This is a genomic window from Actinoallomurus iriomotensis, from assembly GCF_030269445.1.
In the GTDB taxonomy this organism is placed as follows: domain Bacteria; phylum Actinomycetota; class Actinomycetes; order Streptosporangiales; family Streptosporangiaceae; genus Actinoallomurus; species Actinoallomurus iriomotensis.
The window spans coordinates 506,743-521,293 of the sequence record NZ_BSTJ01000002.1; the positions used below are offsets into that span (position 1 = coordinate 506,743).

Here is a 14,551-nt window from a genome sequence, read left to right on the forward strand (position 1 = left end):
CGATCTTCGCCGGGCGGGGGGCCGGTGGTTCGCGATCTACTCGCAGGAGCGCAGGGCATGTCGAGTGAGCACCCCCGTCGTCCGATTCCGGCCACCGATCCCCTCGGACGCCGCCGCCTACGCACGGTCCGGCGTCTTCCCGCGGCGCTGGCCGCGGTGTCGCTGCTGGCGGTCATCGAATCCGCCGCGACCGGCCTGCCCACGGCGTTCGCCGACCAGTCGCCCGCGTACACGGCCGGACTCATCGGTACGCGGCAGACCACGGCCGCCGTGTCGCCTGCCGAGGCGAACGGCGCGTCCTATGTGCCGGGCAGCAATGTGCTGCGGCTGCCGGACGGCCGGTGGCGTTACCTGCCCGAAGGCGGTCAGCCGGTGACGGTCCCGGCCGGTGACAAGGACGCGGAGGCCCAGATCGCGGAGTCCCGCGCCTGGCTGGCGGCCGGGACGATCCCCGGACGTACGGCGGAGGAGAAGTCGGCCGCCGAGCGGGCACTCCTGTCGATGCGCCTGCTGACCCGGCGCAACGGCGCGGTCGCGGCCGCGTGGTACGGCGCGTGGGAGTACTCCTGGCCTCGTGATTCGAGCTTCGTCGCGGCGGCGCTGGCTCGTACGGGCCACCTCACGGAGGCGTATGAGATCCTCGGCTACAACGCGCGAACCCAGCGCTCGGACGGCACCTGGGACGCCCGGACGAAGCTCGACGGCTCGGGCCCCCCGGACGGCCGGCAGTGGCAGCTCGACGCCAACGGCTGGGTCCCCTGGGCGGTGTGGCAGTGGTACCAGGCGGCGCCCGCACAGGAGCGCGGCCGGCTGCTCGAGGCGCTCTATCCCACGGTTCACAAGGCCGCCACGTACGCCGCGGACTCGTTGGACGCCCACGGACTGCCGCCGGCCGGCCCGGACTACTGGGAGGTCGCCACCACCACGCCGAACATCGGAACGGCCGCCCCGCTGCTGGCCGGACTGCACGCCTCGGCCGACCTGGCCCGCCACAGCGGCCACCCGCAGGACGCGCGTACGTGGGACCGGGCGGCCCGTCACCTGACGACGGGCATCAAGAAGTACTTCGCGCCGCTCGGCTATCCCCGTACCGTCGACGGGGCGCACGGCCGGGACTCGGCGGTCACGTTCATGGCCCCGCCCTTCAACCATGCCCCGGCCCACCTCTCGAGCGCGATCGACAGCACGTACGAGGCACTGCTCCAGCCCAACGGAGGCGTGGTCCCGGGCGACGACCCCGACCATCAGTGGCCTACGGCGTGGGGCCCGGAGACCGCGTTCTTCGCCCTCGCCTGGTCATCGACGGGAGAGCGAAAGAAGGCCGGGCAGGTCGTCGACTGGCTGCTCGACCACCGCGACGCGCTGGGTGAGCTCCCGGAGAAGATCGACATGACCGGTACGCCGGCGTCCGTCGTACCCCTCGTCTGGACCGGCGCGATCACCGTGCTGGCCCTTTCCGAACTGGACGGCGACCGGGTACCCGCGCCTCCGGCGTGATTTCGCTCGCCATCGTGGAAGCTACCGGGAGGCGTTCTCCGACTCGCGGATGACGGAACGGCTTGGCCTCCCCGCGCCGCATAAGAAGCCGACATGCGGCTGATCGGCCGCTGATCGGACGTGCCCTGTCTGCGGCTTCGAGTCAGTGAATCGGAGGTGCTGATCCGTGGTCTTGCTGTTCTGCGAGACCACGGATCAGGGCCACGAAGGCGGCGACGTGCGAGCTGTAGCTCACGCCGTCGAAGCTGTTGGTCACCGACAGCCCGTCGGTCATGGCCCGCCCGAGTACGGCCAGCTGGTCCACGAAGGCCTCGTCGTCCTCGCCGCCGTTCGGCGCGAAGATCGGGGTGAGGGCTTCCACCCAGGAGGCGTGCGCGTAGTCGCGGATCCGGCGCACGGTGTTCCGCACCGGCTCCGTGTCCTTGTGCGGGCCGACGCTGATGGCCAGCAGGATGCGGAGGTATTCGGGCCGCCGGTCGAGAGAGGCGCACGCCGCCGTGACCCACGTCTCGAAGCGCTCCAGCGGCTCGCGGTCGTCGAACGACGACGGGTTCGGGAACAAGGCGTGCAGTTCGTCGAAGGTGCGGTCGAGCAGCGCCGCCAGGACGCCGAGCTTGTTGCCGAAGTGGTAGTAGATCGAACTGGGCGGCAGCCCGGACCGCGCGCTCAGGTCCGAGATGGCCATGCCGTCGTACCCTCTGCTCGTGATGAGGGCCCGAGCCGTATCCAGGATGATGTCACGGCTGCTCGAGCCGACAGCAGGCGCCGCAGAGCTGGATTCCCTCACCACCAGTCAATGATAGGGCGAACGGCATGGCCACCCGGTCGTCGATGAGCGACCGTCAGACGGTCACGTCCAGCTTCGGTAGTCGTCGTCGGGGAGCGGGTGATGCACCGGAACCACCCTGGAGTAGACGGCGGTCAGGCAGCCGGGGCAGAAGAGCTGACGGAAGACGATCTCCGCGTCGACGTACACCGACGGGTCGCGCCAGATGTGGGGGCCGGCGTCGGCCGGGGCCGCGTCGCGGCGGGCCAGCGCCGCGACGAACGCTCCCCCGGCCAGCGGCCCGATCCCCGTGCCGCAGTGGGTGCACACGACGGTCCCGCCGTCCGGCGACTCCAGGACGGCGAGGTTGTCGTCGAGCCGGCGGGCGCCGCTCAGATCCGGCGCGCCGATCGGGGCGGGCCGCGTGCCCGGCAGACCGGAGCCGGTCGCGCGCTGCTGCCGGAGCCTCCCGCGCGTCTCGTCGGTCGCGGCCGGGTCCACCTCGCCGTCCTCCCGGAGGACGACGCCGTAGACGTCCCGCGCGGCCTCCGCCGAGACGCGGGCGTGCAGCACGTCGTCCCGTACGTTCCCGGCCGGGCGGAGCAGCGGGTCGCCGTAGCCGCCGCCCGCCTGCCAGTGCAGGTAGAGCGCGTCGTCGGGGCCGAGGTGGGACTCCCCCTCGCAGGGCAGCACCTCGATGTCGCCGCCGAGCTCGTCCAGGCCGGCCGGGATGGCCGTCGCCCCGGCGAGACGGGGCACGTCGATGCCGCGCACCACCAGATCGAGCTGGGAGTTGCCCGGATGGCCTCCGGCCAGGCCGACGTTCTGGTTCGCGGCCTTGCCGGTGCCGGACACGACCAGCGACATCGTCCCGGTCTGGTCCGGGTGTTGCACGTAGCAGACCGAACCGCTCATCCCGCCGCGCTGCCGCCCCGGTCCGCCGGAGTCGGTCTGCTCGCGGCGCCACAGGGCGACGAGGGGATACAGGTACTCGGTCATCTCGACGTCGGGCGCCCGCGCGGACGGGATGATGAGCCGCCCGCCGGTGTCCACGCCGTCGTAGTGCACCTGGGCGCCGTAGCCGCCGGCCATGACGTCGAAGACGGGCGACACGAATCCCTTGCGGGCGCCGCTCCGGACGTCGACGCCGGACACCACGCACAGGTCGGTGGTGCCGTTGCAGATCGACTGCACGTCGCCGCGGCGCGCCGGTTTGGCGTCCAGCATCTTGGCGAGCACCTCGGCGACGAGGTTGCCCGCTCCCCACGCCGGCCCGAACGGTCCCTTGCCGACCGCGGCCGGGAACGAGGCGTTGGTGATGGTGTCCTCGTCGGTGACGATCTCGAAGCACCGCATGAGCCCGCCCGCCGCCCACGGGATGTCCCCCGCCAGCAGCGGCAGCACGGTGAAGACGATCCCGGCGCGCAGCCCCGGGTAGGGGCAGTTGATGATGCCGGTCTGCCCGGCCGTCCCGCGGAAGTCGAAGACGAGCCTGTCGCGTTCCTTCGTCATCGCCACCTTGATGGGATGGAGGCCGCGGTCGCCGGTGTGCGCCTGCTCCTGATACCCCACCGCGGTCCAGGTGCCGTCGGGCAGGGTCTCGAGCTTGGCCCGCAGGCGGCGCTCGGCGTCGTTCATCATCCGGCGCATGACGGCCTTGACGGTGTCGGCGCCGTACTTGCCGATGAGCCGCAGGATCTGCTCCCCCGCGTTCTTGTTCGCGGCGATCTTGGCCCGCAGATCGAGCCCCACCAGGTGCGGCAGGCGCGACCGGCGCACCCAGGCGTCGGCGATGTCGCGCTGCAGCACGCCGTCACGTACGACCTTGACCGGTGGTGTGGGCACCGCCTCTCCGAACACGTCGTGCGCCGACGGGCTGAAGGAGCCGGGACGCGGACCCCCAAGGTCGACCTGGTGGGCGATGGCCGTGGTCCAGCCGAACAGCTTGCCGTCGTGGAAGATCGGAGCCAGGACTGCGGCGTCGTTCTGGTGGAGCCCGCCGCCGATCCACGGGTCGTTGCACAGGAACATGTCGCCTTCGGCGATGCCCGGGTTGTCGCTGCGGTGCTGGAGCGTCCAGGTGACGGCGAGGTCCATGGACCCGATCAGCCCGATGTTGTAGGTGCCGACCTGGACCTGCTCGCCGAGCTCATCGCAGATGGAGAAGTTGAAGTCGTTGGACTCGGTGACGACGTGCGAGCCCGACATCCTGCGAAGCGTCTCGCCCATCTCCTGGGTGATCGCCCACAGCCGGTGCCGGACGACCTCGTACGTCAGGGCGTTGACCTGATGCGTCTGCTCGTCGTCGAGCTGGTGGAGCGGCAGCCGGGGCGAGATCCGGCTGAGCAGCTCCGCCCGGGGCAACGGCCGGCTGGTGAACTCATCCGACCCGGGAATGGCGGATTTCATCGAATGGTCCTCACTGGTAGCTCAGTACGAGGTTGCCGAGACGGTCGACGCGGCCCGTGACTCCGGCGGGGACCACCACCACGGTGGTCGGCACCTCGACGACGGCCGGTCCCACCAGTTCGTGTCCCGCGCGCAGTCGTGCGTAGTCGTAGACGGGGGTGGAGACGAAGCCGGTCTGCGAGTCCAGGCAGACGGGGCGTTCTTCGAGCAGCGCCTCGGACGCGTCGGTTCCGTCGGCCTGCTCGATCTCGGGGAGCACGACGGGAAAGCCCAGCGTGGCCTTGGCCCGTACGCGATAGGTGATCGCCTGCACGCCGGCCTCGCGATAGCCGGCCCCGGATCCGTTGATGCGCTCGTACTGTTCCTCGAAGCGTTCGAGGATCTCCTCGCCGGTGCGCTCCGTGAACCGCGTGTCGGGGATGGCGACCGCGAGCTCGTTGACCTGCATCGAGTAGCGCAGGTCGATCTCGCGATGCAGCGTGACGTCGTGGAACTTCACCTTCTGGCGGTCGAGCGCGCGCTGCAGATCGGCTTCGAGCCGGGTGTAGTGCGACTCGAGCGCCCGGTGGTCGATCGGGAAGGCGGACGGATCGGACAGCTCGGTGCTCACGGCGACGTCCGAGGCCGCGAGGCCGTAGGCGGAGAAGGCGGAGGCGACGGGGCCGAGAGGCACGACCACCTCGCTCACCCCCAGGTCACGGCAGTAGCCGGCGCAGTGGGCGGGACCGGCGCCGCCGAAGGCGTAGGCGACGAAGTCACGAGGGTCGTAGCCGGCCTGCACCACGGCCCGCCGCAGGAGGTCTCCCGCCTGCGCGTTCTGCACCTCGTGGATGGCGATGGCCGCTTCTTCGACCGTGAGCCCGAGCGGCGCGGCCACGTGCTCGCCGATGGCCTGCCGCGCGAGGTCCATCCGCAACGGCTTCCTGCCGCCGAGCAGACCGCGCTCGCTCAGGATCCCGAGGACCAGGTTGGCGTCGGTGTTGGTGGGCCGGGTGCCGCCGTTTCCGTAGCAGGCCGGGCCGGGAACGGCCTCGGCGCTCTGCGGGCCCAGGCGCAGGTTCCCGCCCGTGTCCACCGACGCGAGCGCCCCGCCGCCGGAGCCGATGGTGTGCACCCGTATGGTCGCCGCGTTGATCGGGAACTGGTTCACGATGGAGCCCGGCGCCATGACCGGTTCTCCGTCGACGATCAGTCCGGCGAGGAACGTGGTGCCGCCGACGTCGGTGGTGATGACGTTGCGGTGCCCGAGCTGCTCGGCCAGGCGCATTCCGCCGATGACGCCGCCCGAGAGCACGGAGCCGACGGTGGTGATGGCCTGCTCCGGCGCACGCTCGGCCGTGATGGTCCCGCCCTCGCTCTGCATGACCAGGAGCGGTCCCTTGAGCCCCCCGTCCTCCAGGCGCTGCCGCAGGGGGGTCAGGTAGCTGCGCAGCCGCGGGCCCACCTGGGCGTTCATGATGGTGGTGGAGGTGCGCGCGAACTCCCGGATCCGCGGGCTGACCTCCGAGGAGAGCGTCACGTACAGCTGCGGGGCGATCTCGTGGATCAGCTCCCGGACCCGCCGTTCATGGGCGTCGTTCTTGAACGACCACAGCAGGCAGACCGCGATCGCCTCGACTCCCTGGTCGACGAGGGACCGCGCGACCTCGCGTACCTCGTCCTCATCGAGGGGTACCAGGACCCGGCCGGCGTAGTCGATCCGCTCGGTGACCTCGAGGGCGCGGTATTTCGGGATCAGGGCGGCCGGTTTGCGCCGGCGGAGGGTGTCCTGGATCTCGTGCGCCGACCTGCCGAGGGTGCGGCCCTCGGCGTTCATGATGTAGATCGAGTCCCGGTGACCCTTGGTGGCGATGAGCCCCACGTCGGCGACCGTCCCCTGGACGAGGGCGTTGATCGACGCCGTGGTGCCGTGGGCGATGTAGTCGGTCTGCGTGAGCAGCTCCTCGACGCCGATCCCGAGTTCGCCCGCGAGTTCCTCGATCGCGTTGAGGACGCCGACCTCGCGGTGGGACGGGGTCGTCGGGGTCTTGGCCGACACGATCCGGCCGGCGCCGTCGGAGGCGACGGCGTCGGTGAACGTGCCGCCGACGTCGATGCCCAGTGCGTATGGCATGTGCTTTCTCCTCACGATGTGTCACCGCCGCTGGGAAACGGAGCGCCCGGTGGCCGTCCGCAGCAGTTCGCCGGGGCGGGCGTCCGCCCCACCGATCCAGGCGACGTGCTGGTCAGGGCGCACGAGCAGGAGCGGCCCGGGGTAACGGTCGGGCGGGAGCCCGGGCAGGTCGACCACCGTCAGCGGGATGCCCAGCTCACTCGCGGCGCCGGCCCAGGCGGTCACCTCGACACCGGGGTCGGTCCGCAGGAGCGTGAAACCGGTCCCCAGCACGTCGAGTACCGACCGGGTGTCGTCGAGCCAGACATGGGGCAGCCGGAAACCCGCCTGGGCCCGTTGTTCGTAGCCGCCCATGTCGATGGCGGCCTGTTCCGTGCCGCCGATCACGAGCGGGGAACCGGCGTAGTGGTATCCGAAACTGAAACCGTCGGGTGAGTATCGATGCGGTTCCGTGGCCGCCAGCCGTCGCGCGAGCTCGGCACGGGCGCGCGCGCCGTCCGCGCCGGGCAGGTGGATGTCGGGTGAGACGTCCGCGAGTGAGACGCGAGCGGCCGCGCCCACCGCGCGGGCGAACTGCTCGCCGACCGGCTTGCGCTCCAGCTCGTAGGCGGTGAGCAGGTCCGCGGGCGCCCACCCGTGGTGGACCGCGGCCAGCATCCAGGCCAGCGTCGCCGCGTCCTGGATGCCGGCGTTCATGCCGAATCCGCCGACGGGAATCCAGATGTGCGCGGCGTCCCCGGCCAGGAACACCCTCCCCTCGTGGTACCGCTCGGCCACGAGCCGGCGGCCGGTCCAGCGCACGACGCCGAGTACCTCGTGCTCGACGGGGCCGCCGACCGCCTCCCGGAGAAGCCGTTCGGGGTCCTCGTGCTCCGTGTCGTGATCGGGATCGAAGGCCACGTGGTTGAGCCACAGGTCGCGCCCGTCGATCGCGATGATGGACGCGGGCCGGCGTCCATAGGTCCAGTAGGTCCAGGCCCGGTCCCGGGCCGCGAGACGGCCCAGCTCCGGTGACCGGACGAACGTCGACACGAACTTCTGGACGGCGTCGACACCCTGGTAGCGGATCCCGAGGTGCCGCCGGACGGTGCTGTGGGCGCCGTCACAGCCGACGACGTGGTCGCAGTGCAGGACCCGGGTCCCGGCGGCGGACTCCACCACCGCCTCGACCTGGTCCTCGTCCTGCCGCAGTCCGGTCAGCCGTGCGCCGCGTTCGAGGGTCAGCCCGGGGAGGCTGTTCGCGTGCCGTTCCAGGACGGGTTCGAGGAACAGTTGCGAGATCCTGTGCTGCGGTTCCGGCGTGGGCCAGCCGTCCCTGCCCGCGCCCGCCAGCACCTCGCCGGCGGAAGGCAGGTCGATGCGGAAGATCTCCTCGCCGCGCAGGCTCGTGCGGTACTGGATCGAGGTCGGGTGATCCGCCGGCAGGCCGGAGCGCCGGATGTCGCCGGAGAGCCCGAGCCGTCTGAAGATCTCCATCGACCGGGCGGACGTGGTGTTGCACCGTGGGTTGACGGCGCGCTGCTCCGTCGCCTCCACGACATGGCACTCGACGCCTCGCCGGGCGAGATCGATGGCAAGGGTCAGACCGGTGGGCCCGGCCCCCACGATGAGGACACCGACGCGTTCGCCGTCACCGCTCGCTGTTCGTCTCATGTGTTCACGAAGTCTTCCACCAGGTCACAGAACTCTTTCGGCCGGTCGACGTGGATCCAGTGCCCGGCGCCCGCCACGACCTCGAAGCGCCCGTACGGCAGCGCCTCGACGAGCCGCGCGGAGACCTCGACCGGCGCGACGTGGTCGTGTTCCCCGTGCAGGGCCAGGACCGGGCAGGTGATGCTCCCGAGGTCGACAGGGGGCGGCTGGCCGGCGACATCGGCGAACATCGCACGGAAGTCCGCCTCCGCGCCGGGGCGCAGCGCCTGACGTACCCGCAGGTCCGCGAGTTCGTCGAGCAGCTCGCGGTGCGCGCTCTCGTCCGCGACCAGCCGAGCGAGCGTAACGCGCATGGACTCCCTCGTGGGCCGGTCGTAGAACGGGACGGCGGCCGGCAGCGGTCCGGTGCCCGCGCCGCCCATGAGAACGGCACGCCCGACCCGCTCGGGCGCCTCGGCCATGAGGGCCAGGGCCGCCGCGCCGCCTGCGACCGAGTTGCCGACGAGATGGACACGGGTCATGCCGGACCGGTCGAGCGACTCCAGCACCTGCCGGGCACGGGCTCGTGCCCAGGCGCGCGGGCCGCGTGGCCGCTCCGCGCCCACGACATCCGTGATCCGCGTGCCGAAGCCGAGCAGGTCGGGGGCCAGGCACGTGAACCGGGACGTGAGCCTGGGCCACACCGTGGCCCAGTTGCTCGCGGCGTCGACCCCCGGCCCGCCACCGTGGAGCAGCACGAGGCCGGTGCCGCCCGCTGTCGCCTGCTCCGTCACGGCAGCCGCGACAGGTACTCGTCGGTGCCGACGACCTCCGACGACGTCAGGGTCATCACCCGCAGCGCCGCCTCGTGCATGTCAGCGGCGGACATGGTGCCGAATCCCAGGTCAGGGTAGTCGCACGAGGCGCACGCGTCCGCGAGCACCACGGACCGGAACCCGCGCTCCAGCGCGCCGCGCGCCGTCCCCAGCACACAGCACTCAGTCGTCATCCCGGCGAGGACCACCGTCTCGACGTCGAGCCCGCGCAGCAACAGCTCCAGATCGGTGGCGTAGAAGGCGTTGTAGCGATGCTTCTTGATCACCGGCTCACCCGGTCGCGGCGCCAGGTCACGATGGATCTCCCCTCCCCGCTCGCCGTCGACCAGCGCCTCTCCGGCCGCGACGGGCGGATAGAGGTCGCGGTGGATTCCCATGTCGGCGCCGCCACGGCGGTGGACGTGAGCGGCGTAGAGCACGGGCATCCCGCGTTCGCGTACCGCGTGGAGGACCTTCTGGATGTTCGGGACGACGCGGCGGCCTTCGGGAAATTCCAGAGGCGCGCCTTCCTCCATGAAATCGTTCTGCATGTCGATGACGAGAACCGCCGTGCGGTCCACGTCGATCACGGGTGCGGTCACCACGACCTCCTCCGCTCAAGGGGGCTTAAGGAATGGATGTGCCGGGGCTTTAACCAGCCTCGGTGCGACGGTCAGGAGGCGGACCATCCGCCGTCGAGCACCAGCCGGGTGCCGGTGACGGAGGCGGCCTCCGGTGAGCACAGGTACGCGACCGCGCCGGCGACTTCTTCGGGCTCGATGAGCCGTTTCACCGCCGACCGCGCCAGCAGGACCTCCGAGACCACCTCGTCCACGCCGAGGCCGTGGACCTCTGCTTGATCCGCGAGCTGTTCTTCGACCAAGGGGGTACGGACATAGCCGGGGCACACGCAGTTGCTCGTGACACCCCGGGCCGCGCCCTCGAGCGCGATGACTTTCGAAAGCCCTTCGAGGCCGTGTTTCGCGCTGACGTAAGCGGATTTGTACGCACTGGCCCGGATGCCGTGCGCGCTGGACATGTGGATGATCCGGCCCCAGCCCCGTTCGTACATGCCCGGGACGACCGCGCGGCTGAGCAGGAACGGGGCCTCGAGCATCAGCCTCAGCACGAAGGCGAACCGCTCCGGGCTGAACTGCTCGATCGGTGAGACGTGTTGCACCCCGGCGTTGTTGACGAGGATGTCCGCGTCGAGGCGCAGATCGGCCAGATCGGCGGTCCGGCTCAGATCCAGGACCAGCGCCTCGCCGCCGACCCGCTCGGCCGTGCGTGCCGCACCGTCCGCGTCGACGTCGCACACCACGACGTGGGCGCCCAGACCGGCGAGCCGGCCCGCCACCGCAGCACCGATGCCGCTCGCGGCGCCGGTCACCACGGCGCGCCTGCCCGACAGGTCGGGAACCATCGGCGTGTCCATCACGAGGCCGGCGAGGCGAAGGGGTTGGCATCGGCGTGGTGATGCCCCCAGATGTCGGAAACCCCGAAGTCATGCGGAACCCAGTCGTCACCGACCTCGATGCCGCCGCAGCCGATCTCGAGGTGGAACCCGCTGGGGTTCTTGACGTAGAAGGAGACGGCCTTGTCGTTCATGTGCCGGCCCAGGCTGATCGAGATCGGAACGCCGTTGGTCCGAGCGCGGTCGTAGGCGCGCCCGACGTCGTCGAGGCAGCCGTGTTCGAGCTCGAGATGATGGATCGAGGGCGATTCCGCGTGCGCCAGCGCGATGCTGTGGTGGGTGGAGTTGCAGCGGAAGAAGTAGAGGCCCGGCGCGCGGTAGTCCGTCAGCCTGAACTCGAGCACCGACTCGTAGAGTTCGCGAAGCTCGGCGAGCTTCGGGCCGGCGAGCACGAGGTGACCGAGACCGATGACGCCGCGGCCCGGGCCGGTGCGGACCTTGGCCTCGCCGAGTACGAGCTCCACGCGGTACCCGACCGGATCGGTGAACCACCGGAATCGCGTGGCGCCGCGCAGCCCCGCCTCGTCCGCGGACCCTTCCGTGACCGCGTAGCCGGCGTCCGTCAACCGGCCGGTGAGCCTGTCGAGTTCGCGTGGTGAGTCGACGATCCACCCCACGTGCTTCGGCCTGTCCTCGGCGGCGGGATGCAGCGCGAGCCGGTACTTGAACTCGTCCAGCTCGGCGAGGGTCACGTCCTTCTCGGCCGTGACGCCGACTTCCAGAGTGCGGCCGAGCAGGTCGGCCCAGGCGTCGACGTCGGTGACGTCGAGGCCGACGTACCCCAGCTTGCGAATGCCCATGACCGTCTTACTCCTTCGGCGTGACACCCGCGGCGGCGCGCGTCAGGAACTCGCGAACGATCTGGTTGAACTCGGGCGCGCGCTCGTACTGCACCCAGTGGCGGCAGTTCGGCAGCACCCGCAGTTCGGCATCGGGGATGCCGTTGAGGATCTTGGTCGCCCAGCTCAGCGGCACCGTCTGGTCCTCGCGTCCCCACAGCAGCAGCGTGGGTGCGCCGATGAGCCCCAGGTCCGGCGTCAGGTCGCCGAAGTTCGGGGGGACCGGCAGCTCGGGGTGCGCCCGCAGGCTCGACTCGTATCGCTCGTCGATGAGGGCGTCGGTGGCCAGGGTCTCGTCGTACACCATGAGGTGCACGAACTCGCTCATCGCCTCCCGTGAAGGTCTCTCCGCCGCCATGTAACCGAAGAGGCGCTCGAGCCCGACGGGCCACGGCGGGGCGTCCGCGGGGAGCACGCCACCGGGCGCCATGAGGACGAGCCGGTCGACCCGTTCGGGGTGGCTCATGGCGATCCGCATCGCGACGGCGCCGCCGTAGGAGTTGCCGACCAGATGAGCCCGGTCGATCCCGAGCGCCGTCATGGCCCGGCCGACGCGCTCGGCCGCGTGGAAGATCAGCGGCTCATCCATCGCGGGCCGCGGGGAACGCCCCCACCCGGGAAGGTCCACCACGATGTTGCGGAAGTCATCGAAGGCCGGGAGATTCGCGCCGAAATTGCTCATCCCCGTGGCGCCCGGCCCGGAGCCGTGCAGCCACACGACGGGAGCGCCCGTACCGGACTCGGTGTAGGCCAGTTCGAGATCCCCGACATCAAGCGTGCTTGTCACAGGAGCACCATCCTCTGTGTATGTAGCGTTCACTATACAAGATCATCTGTGCTTGCGACAGGGGTGAACGAGCGGCAGGAGTCGCCTGATCAGGTGATCTCCCCGGCGCGTCACTTCAGGGCGTCTTCGAACACCTTGCGGTGCTCAGCGACGTGCCCGTGCTCGCGCCGGGACCAGGTGATGCGATCCGAGATCTGCTCGTCAGTTACTTCGACGGCCGGGAAGCCGGCCTGCACCTCCGCCCAGAAACGGGCATTGCGGACTTGCCGTTCCAGCATCGCGTCGACCAGAACAGCACGCTCAGGACCAGCCAGACCATAGGCGTCGGCCAGCACGCGCACCTGGGTGGCCTGGACGTCCGCGGAAGGAGCCCCCGCCTTCGAGGACACGCACCACAGCCAGGACATGTACCCGACGTCTTCCAGCGGACTGCCCGGCGCAGCCATGTCGAAATCGATGAAGGCGACCGGCCTCTCGTCCTGAAAGACGGCGTTGTTCGGCCCCAGGTCGTGATGGCACACGACCTGATGCCGACCGAGATATCGCGGGGCCCCGGTGAACCCTCGGCTCTCCAACAGATCAAGCAAGGAGGCGACGAACGGCGAGGCACCCGAGGCCGGCCTCCGGACCGTGTCACCGATGCGGACGACGCCGCGGGTGATGCGGCCTCCTCGCAGAGGGACGACGCCGTCAACGATCTCAGACATCCGCTGCCTCCTTTCATCGCCGCCGTCTTGGCAGGTCGCCCACGCGAGATGCGATCACCCAGGCGCCCTGGGGCGTCCTGGGTGATCGCGTGTGGCGGTGGTCAGTCGCAGGTCGTGCCGTTGAGCGTGAACGCGGTCGGCGCGGTGTTGGAACCGCTGTAGGTGAAGTTGGCGCCGATCGAGGTCGAGGCACCGGTGGTGAGGGTGCCGTTCCACCCGGCGTTGGTGACCGAGACGTCCTTGCCGGACTGCGACCAGGTGCCGCTCCAGCCCTGCGACAGCCGCTGGTCGCCGGCGTAGGAGTATTTCAGGGTCCAGCCGCTGATGGCCGGGCCCTGGTTGGTGAGGGTGATGTTCGCGGTGAAGCCGGATCCCCAGTCGTTCGTCGAGTAGGCGACCTCGCAGTTCGCGGTGCCGCCGCCCCCGCCGTCACCGGAGCCGCCCAGGGCGGTGGCGATGGCGTCATAGACGGAGGGCTTCTTGTTGAGGTTCTCGTCCCACGGCAGCGCCGAACCCTGGCCGCTGAACGTCCCCGGCACCCACGAGTACTTGTCGGTGTAGTCCCAGATGGTGATCCCGACGCACCGGGCGACGGCCATGCACGCCTTGGTGACGTTCGCGTAGTAGGTGGCCTGCGTGGCGACCTTGGCGGAATCCGCGGGCAGTTCCATCCGCACGTCGAGTTCGGTGATGGCGACGTCCACTCCGAGATCGGCGAAGCGCTGCAGGTTGGCCTGCATGCCCGACGGGAACCCGTACTGCACCGCGAGGTGCGCCTGGAAGCCGACGCCGTCGATGGGCACGCCCTGCGCCTTCAGCGATTTGACCAGGTCGTACATCGCGTCGCTCTTCGCGCCGCTGCCTTCGGTGTTGTAGTCGTTGATGTACAGCTTGGCGTTCGGGTCGGCCGCGCGGGCGGCGCGCAGGGCGGTGGCGATGTAACCGGAGCCGAGCGTGTTGTACCAGAGGTCGGACCGGTACGTCCCGTCCTCGTTGAACGGCTCGTTGACGACGTCCCAGGAGTAGACCTCGCCCTTGTAGTGTCCCGCGACGTTGGCGATGTGGTTCTGCAGGATCGAGGTGAGCTGGGGGGCGCTCCAGTTGCCGGAGGTGAGCCAGTTGGGGAGCTGGTTGTGCCAGACCAGCGTGTGGGCGCGCACCATCATGTCGTGCGCGTCGGCGAAGTCGACGACGGCGTCGCCCTGGGCGTAGCTGAACTGGTTCTGCTGGGGCTCGGTCGCGTCCCACTTCATCGAGTTGCCGGGTGTGGTCGAGCCGAACTCTCCCCCGCCGAGGATCGCGGTGTACGCGCCGTCGGAGAGTTCGGGGTTGTCGGTGGCCGATCCGAAGTACTTGCCCTGGGCCCGGGCGAGCTGGTTCAGCGTCGACGCGGCGGCGGCCGCCGGTGTCGTGAGCGCCGCGAGGACGGTGACCAGTACGGCCAGTAAGGCCAGGACGGCCACCGGTCCTCGCCGGGATGGCATCGCGTTTCTCCTCATGACAGGGCCGGGC

The 14,551-nt window shown here is 70.3% G+C and carries 12 protein-coding genes; 1 reads left to right on the top strand and 11 read right to left on the bottom strand.

Annotation, left to right across the window (positions count from 1 at the left end):
• Nucleotides 1-57: 57 nt before the first annotated feature.
• Complete coding sequence (locus QSK37_RS11080) at nt 58-1,497, top strand: glycoside hydrolase family 15 protein (protein ID WP_285619564.1); 1,440 nt, start codon at nt 58-60, stop codon at nt 1,495-1,497.
• A 142-nt stretch (nt 1,498-1,639) separates the two neighbouring features.
• On the opposite strand, the gene QSK37_RS11085 is transcribed toward QSK37_RS11080, so the two are convergent.
• The 11 genes from QSK37_RS11085 to QSK37_RS11135 all read right to left on the bottom strand — a co-directional run bounded on the left by QSK37_RS11085 (nt 1,640) and on the right by QSK37_RS11135 (nt 14,523).
• Entirely contained in the window at nt 1,640-2,287 is a 648-nt protein-coding gene (locus tag QSK37_RS11085) for a TetR/AcrR family transcriptional regulator (protein ID WP_349497957.1), read from the bottom strand.
• 60 nt (nt 2,288-2,347) lie between these two features.
• Nucleotides 2,348-4,672: a hydantoinase B/oxoprolinase family protein gene (locus QSK37_RS11090; protein WP_285619565.1), complete on the bottom strand. Its 2,325-nt coding sequence runs from the start codon at nt 4,670-4,672 to the stop codon at nt 2,348-2,350.
• A 10-nt stretch (nt 4,673-4,682) separates the two neighbouring features.
• Nucleotides 4,683-6,785, bottom strand: coding sequence for a hydantoinase/oxoprolinase family protein (locus tag QSK37_RS11095; protein WP_285619567.1), 2,103 nt, complete (start codon nt 6,783-6,785; stop codon nt 4,683-4,685).
• Between the two features lie 21 nt (nt 6,786-6,806).
• Nucleotides 6,807-8,438, bottom strand: coding sequence for an FAD-dependent monooxygenase (locus QSK37_RS11100; RefSeq protein ID WP_285619569.1), 1,632 nt, complete (start codon nt 8,436-8,438; stop codon nt 6,807-6,809).
• The gene (locus QSK37_RS11105; protein ID WP_285619570.1) at nt 8,435-9,211 is read right to left on the bottom strand and encodes an alpha/beta fold hydrolase; all 777 of its coding nucleotides are present in this window, start codon (nt 9,209-9,211) and stop codon (nt 8,435-8,437) included. The genes QSK37_RS11100 and QSK37_RS11105 overlap by 4 nt, the downstream gene beginning before the upstream one ends.
• Nucleotides 9,208-9,834: a cysteine hydrolase family protein gene (locus QSK37_RS11110; RefSeq protein ID WP_285619571.1), complete on the bottom strand. Its 627-nt coding sequence runs from the start codon at nt 9,832-9,834 to the stop codon at nt 9,208-9,210. The genes QSK37_RS11105 and QSK37_RS11110 overlap by 4 nt, the downstream gene beginning before the upstream one ends.
• A gap of 71 nt (nt 9,835-9,905) precedes the next feature.
• Nucleotides 9,906-10,655: a 3-hydroxybutyrate dehydrogenase gene (locus tag QSK37_RS11115; RefSeq protein WP_285619573.1), complete on the bottom strand. Its 750-nt coding sequence runs from the start codon at nt 10,653-10,655 to the stop codon at nt 9,906-9,908.
• An 11-nt stretch (nt 10,656-10,666) separates the two neighbouring features.
• On the bottom strand, nt 10,667-11,506 hold the full coding sequence (locus tag QSK37_RS11120; RefSeq protein ID WP_285619575.1) for a VOC family protein: 840 nt from the start codon (nt 11,504-11,506) through the stop codon (nt 10,667-10,669).
• 7 nt (nt 11,507-11,513) lie between these two features.
• Entirely contained in the window at nt 11,514-12,332 is an 819-nt protein-coding gene (locus QSK37_RS11125; protein WP_285619577.1) for an alpha/beta fold hydrolase, read from the bottom strand.
• Nucleotides 12,333-12,442: 110 nt separating this feature from the next.
• Nucleotides 12,443-13,039: a phosphotransferase gene (locus QSK37_RS11130; protein WP_285619579.1), complete on the bottom strand. Its 597-nt coding sequence runs from the start codon at nt 13,037-13,039 to the stop codon at nt 12,443-12,445.
• A 101-nt stretch (nt 13,040-13,140) separates the two neighbouring features.
• Nucleotides 13,141-14,523 carry a glycoside hydrolase family 10 protein gene (locus QSK37_RS11135; protein ID WP_285619580.1) on the bottom strand — a complete coding sequence of 461 codons (1,383 nt, stop codon included), beginning with the start codon at nt 14,521-14,523 and terminating at the stop codon, nt 13,141-13,143.
• Between the last annotated feature and the right edge of the window lie 28 nt (nt 14,524-14,551).

Excerpts from the sequence above, each read along its gene's own strand:
- QSK37_RS11090 (WP_285619565.1), bottom strand. The coding sequence starts at position 4,672 with ATGAAATCCGCCATTCCCGGGTCGGATGAGTTCACCAGCCGGCCGTTG.
- QSK37_RS11120 (WP_285619575.1), bottom strand. The coding sequence starts at position 11,506 with ATGGGCATTCGCAAGCTGGGGTACGTCGGCCTCGACGTCACCGACGTC.
- QSK37_RS11135 (WP_285619580.1), bottom strand. The coding sequence starts at position 14,523 with ATGCCATCCCGGCGAGGACCGGTGGCCGTCCTGGCCTTACTGGCCGTA.
- QSK37_RS11130 (WP_285619579.1), bottom strand. The coding sequence starts at position 13,039 with ATGTCTGAGATCGTTGACGGCGTCGTCCCTCTGCGAGGAGGCCGCATC.
- QSK37_RS11080 (WP_285619564.1), top strand. The coding sequence starts at position 58 with ATGTCGAGTGAGCACCCCCGTCGTCCGATTCCGGCCACCGATCCCCTC.
- QSK37_RS11115 (WP_285619573.1), bottom strand. The coding sequence starts at position 10,655 with ATGGTTCCCGACCTGTCGGGCAGGCGCGCCGTGGTGACCGGCGCCGCG.
- QSK37_RS11095 (WP_285619567.1), bottom strand. The coding sequence starts at position 6,785 with ATGCCATACGCACTGGGCATCGACGTCGGCGGCACGTTCACCGACGCC.
- QSK37_RS11100 (WP_285619569.1), bottom strand. The coding sequence starts at position 8,438 with ATGAGACGAACAGCGAGCGGTGACGGCGAACGCGTCGGTGTCCTCATC.